Raw genomic sequence first — 2,775 nt, forward strand, 5'->3', positions numbered from 1 at the left:
TTTCGCGAGCCCCGGAGCAGCCCCCTCAGCCCCAGCACCCACCCGTGCCGGGGCTTTTCCGTCCCCGGAAACGCCCGCCATGCTCCGACGAACCGCCGTGAGTCAGCCTCACGGCCAGGCGCGCTCAGCATGGCCCGGGCCGGAGCCGGTGGGGTCAGCTCCGCCGTCGGGCCGTGCGCTCCGGCGCTCCGCCGCCACTGCGGTGCACCCGGACGAGCAAACCCGCGGCGACGCCGAGAAGCTGTGAGCACGAAGGCCGTCAGGAGGAGCGTCGGCGACAGGGCGAGCGCCAGAGCCGGCGCAGCCCACGACGAACACGACCGTACCGCCGAGGCTGACGGCTGTCCGACCCGGGGAGACGGGGGAGGTGGTCGAACGAGGCATGGCCATGTCCCCCGGACGCCGGTCCCGCGCGACGCGTCGGTCGGGCTGCCGACTGCGGGACACCGTCTGCACCGGTCGTGAGCCGGTAGCCTTCCAGGGGGCGACGGCCGGACCGCGTCGCCGCACAACGGTTCAGGAGGAACACGTGGTAACCCGCATCAGCGCACGGAACGCACGCTTTCAGGTGCTGCAGACGTTGCTCGCGAACAGGACCAAGCGTCATCGTGCGGGCGAGTTCATCGTGCAGGGAGTCCGGCCCGTCAACCTGGCGATCGAGCACGGCTGGGACGTCCGTGCCCTGGTGTACGACGCGGACCGGTCGCTCTCGCCGTGGGCCCGCGGCCTGCTCGCCTCCCTCCCCGACGCAGAGAAGATCGCGATGGCCGCGCCGCTGCTCGGGGAACTCAGCGAGAAGTCCGAGGGCGTGGCCGAGCTGCTCGCCGTCGTCGCGATGCCCGCGGACGACCTCCTGCGGATCCCCGTTCCGGCGGACTTCCTGGGTCTGGTGTTCGACCGTCCGACGCAGCCGGGCAACATCGGGTCGATCGTCCGGTCGGCCGACGCCTTGGGCGCGCACGGCGTGATCACCACGGGGCATGCGGCCGACGCGTACGACCCGAAGGCGGTGCGCGCCTCCACCGGTTCGTTCTTCGCGGTACCGACGATCCGGGCGGAGTCTCCCCTCGAGGTCATGGAATGGGTCGAGAGCCGGCGGGTGAGCGGCGTGCCGATCGTCGTCGTCGCCACGGACGAGGACGGAGAGGCCCAGATCTCCGAGCACGACCTGACAGGTCCGACCCTCCTCCTCATCGGCAACGAGACCGCGGGACTCTCGCGCGCCTGGCGAGATGCCGCCGACGTCACGCTCAGCATCCCCATGGCCGGCGCGGCCAGCTCGCTCAACGCGGCGAACGCCGCCTCGATCGTGCTCTACGAAGCGCGTCGACAGCGCGCGGCGACGTAGCCGGGCCCGCTCGATCCACGTGGGCGTCGAGCGACGACGACCAGGGCTGCGCTACCGTGCGCGCATGGCCATCGCACCGCGACCGATCCTGTTCCTCGACATCGACGGAACCCTGCTGCCTTTCGGAGGGCCGGGAATGCCGTGGGTGCCGGGCCCGCCCGAGACCTGGACCGCAGCATCGAACCCCTACCTGGCGTGCATCGATCGGGCGATGGGTCCTCTGCTCACGGGGTTGGGGTGCGAGCTCGTCTGGGCGACGGCCTGGATGCATGAGGCGAACGAGGTGATCGCCCCCTTGCTCGGCCTGCCGAGCCTCCCGGTTGCGGATTTTCCCGCGTACGCGGGGGACCGTGGCGCGGATGACCTGCAGTGGAAGACGAGAGCACTGGTCCGGATCGCCGCGGGGCGTCCGTTCGTCTGGGTCGACGACGTCATCGGGGACGCCGACCGGTGGTGGATCGAGGCCGACCATCCAGGCGCCGCGCTGCTGCACCAGGTCGATTCCGCCGTCGGGCTGACCTCGGCGGACATCGGCGTGATCGCGACCTGGCTGCGAGACGTGGAGACCTTCGCCCGCTGAGGGGAACCGGGGCCGACGTCGAGGCCGGCCGCAGGGAGAGGGGCTCGGCGAACTTCCGTGCTGGGCCCTAGAGGACCTGACGATAGAGCTCCGCGGGCTCTGCCTTCTCGAGGTCCTCGAGCGCTGCGACGAGTCGCACGAAGTGCTCCGTCCGAGTGTGCGCGTCGAGGTGCTCCTGCGACTCCCACTCCTCGACGAGGACGAACCGAGTGGTGTCGTCCCTTGACTGGAGGAGTTCGTACGACAGGCAACCGGGCTCCTGGCGAGTCGCAACGACCAGCTCCCGGTACGACTCGAGAGCACGAGCCAGATGCCGTTCCTCGATGACACAGGGCACGTGAACGCGGACGTGCCGGGTCGCGCCCGGGTACTGGTCTGCCTGTGGGCGGGAGGGGTCGTCGTGGAAGCTCATGGGCCGACGCTACCTGGGTGAGCGCCAGGGCACGACGGACCGTCGGTCCGGTCGAACCGTCCGTCCGTCCGATCGTCGCAGCGATCAGACGCATGTCGCGCGGGCGATCGTCGTCGCGAGCGGAGCCCGTGAGTTGGAGAACGTCGGCCACCGCCGCCCGCACCCCGGTGACCGGGGTCACGGGGCACGGGTTTGACCATCGGGCCCCGATCCCCGTAATGTTCTCTGAGTCAGCCCGGCAGGGAGGAACAGACACCACTGCGAAGCTCTTCGGAGCCGCCGCGAAGTGGCTGGATCCCCCGGGTGAACCACACTTCCTGAAGACTCCTGAGGCTACTTGTTTCCTTGAGGAGTAGGGAATGCGGTCGGCTTGTGCGGCTCACTTCACGAGAAATCGCGAGGTAGGAAAGCCCCGGAAAGTCTGATAAGATTAAC

General features: G+C 69.7%; 3 protein-coding genes. 2 read left to right on the forward strand and 1 reads right to left on the reverse strand.

Annotated features, from left to right (window positions below; all coding sequences use genetic code 11):
* Positions 1–529: 529 nt before the first annotated feature.
* Together ACZDYF_RS18765 and ACZDYF_RS18770 are read left to right on the forward strand one after the other, a co-directional pair.
* Positions 530–1,348 (forward strand): TrmH family RNA methyltransferase, encoded by an 819-nt coding sequence (locus ACZDYF_RS18765; RefSeq protein ID WP_475061293.1) that lies wholly within the window; start codon positions 530–532, stop codon positions 1,346–1,348.
* Between the two features lie 64 nt (positions 1,349–1,412).
* Positions 1,413–1,928 carry an HAD domain-containing protein gene (locus tag ACZDYF_RS18770; RefSeq protein WP_475061296.1) on the forward strand — a complete coding sequence of 172 codons (516 nt, stop codon included), beginning with the start codon at positions 1,413–1,415 and terminating at the stop codon, positions 1,926–1,928.
* 67 nt (positions 1,929–1,995) lie between these two features.
* Here the strand turns inward: ACZDYF_RS18770 and ACZDYF_RS18775 are convergent, their stop codons facing one another.
* The gene (locus tag ACZDYF_RS18775; RefSeq protein ID WP_475061299.1) at positions 1,996–2,340 is read right to left on the reverse strand and encodes a putative quinol monooxygenase; all 345 of its coding nucleotides are present in this window, start codon (positions 2,338–2,340) and stop codon (positions 1,996–1,998) included.
* Positions 2,341–2,775: the final 435 nt, after the last annotated feature.

The organism is Oerskovia sp. PE-21s (genome assembly GCF_056158145.1).

What these genes read in the sequence shown, in the direction of transcription:
- ACZDYF_RS18770 (WP_475061296.1), top strand. Translation starts at nt 1,413, where the DNA reads ATGGCCATCGCACCGCGACCGATCCTGTTCCTCGACATCGACGGAACC.
- ACZDYF_RS18775 (WP_475061299.1), bottom strand. Translation starts at nt 2,340, where the DNA reads ATGAGCTTCCACGACGACCCCTCCCGCCCACAGGCAGACCAGTACCCG.